Origin of the sequence: Bacillus sp. CDB3, assembly GCF_002081505.1 — a bacterium.
In the GTDB taxonomy this organism is placed as follows: Bacteria; Bacillota; Bacilli; order Bacillales; family Bacillaceae_G; genus Bacillus_A; species Bacillus_A cereus_AT.
The window spans coordinates 1-1170 of sequence record NZ_ALBR01000049.1 but is presented as its reverse complement, the minus strand read 5'-3'; the positions used below and the strand labels follow the sequence as shown (position 1 = coordinate 1170).

Below are 1170 nucleotides of genomic sequence, written 5' to 3'. Positions count from 1 at the left end.
CGAGGTCCCAGTAGCCTGGTACGCCGGGAACTCCTGTTCCAGGTCCCTGAACCAGTCGGCCCTGGTCGGTCCTTGAACTGCCTTCGAAGTACCTTGCACACCTTGACGGTCCAGTAGGTCCTTCAGGCCCTTCAGGCCCTTGAATGCCTTGCACGCCTTGAGGTCCAGTAGGTCCTTCAGGCCCTTCAGTTCCTTGAATGCCTTGCACGCCTTGAGATCCAGTAGGCCCTTCAGGCCCTTCAGGTCCAGTAGGCCCCGTCGTTCCAGTAATGTTTAATAGTGAACTATTCAAGACTCCTTGTAAAATTAAGCTAAATGTCTGCTGTAACAAGGGGTCCGATATATTTGAACAACTAATAAGCGAAGATAAGTTTTGGAATAGAAATTGGAATAATGCTGAGATTTGAGTGAGAGATGCAGTAGGTAAGGAATTGATTAATTGGTTTATAGTTCGTAAAACTAAATTTCTATTTGGTGTATTGGGTTGTACTGCTATTAATAAATCATTTAATGTCTGTAATGCTGTTTGGAGTATATGTCTAGTTATAGGATTTGGTGTTGTGAAGAAAGAAAGAATAGCTTGGTTTAATTGGTTTATTATTTGCAATAATTCTTGTTGTTGAGAATTTGAGAAAAAAACAGGTGTACAACAATTACTTTGATTACAAGGGGATACAGAAATAAAGCAGGGGGGCTGAAACTTATCACACGAATTTGGTGAGTTTGACTTATTATTATATCTCATAAATAACTCCTCTAAAAAATTTTAAATGTTAGATATGTCTTGATAATCTATATTAGCAACTGAGTTTAAAGTATTTATGGGTATATGTTTAATATGAAATGTTCAGAAATATTTCTTCTTTCAAAGTATATGTCATTAAAGTGAAGATGATCTTATTTTACACGTAATCATATATGTAAATAAAATGAAGATATTTTTATAGCACATATAATCAATACTTAGTTACTAATAGGATGTTGTAATCCTAGGAATAGAAGATATTATGACATATGATTTTATTAATATGACTCGCATTCCATTTAACGGGCATCTGATTTGAATTTTTCCAGCCTCTTAATACATTTAAGAGACTGGATTGTTTAGTGGAAATAAAACTTAATAAAATAATCCTTTTATAAGTAAGTAGATCGAACGGAGGGGGAACC

General features: G+C 35.8%; 1 pseudogene. It reads right to left on the bottom strand.

Annotated features, from left to right (window positions below):
* A pseudogene (locus tag CDB3_RS32965) lies at nt 1–745 on the bottom strand (collagen-like repeat preface domain-containing protein); the annotation flags it as partial.
* Nucleotides 746–1170 lie beyond the last annotated feature (425 nt).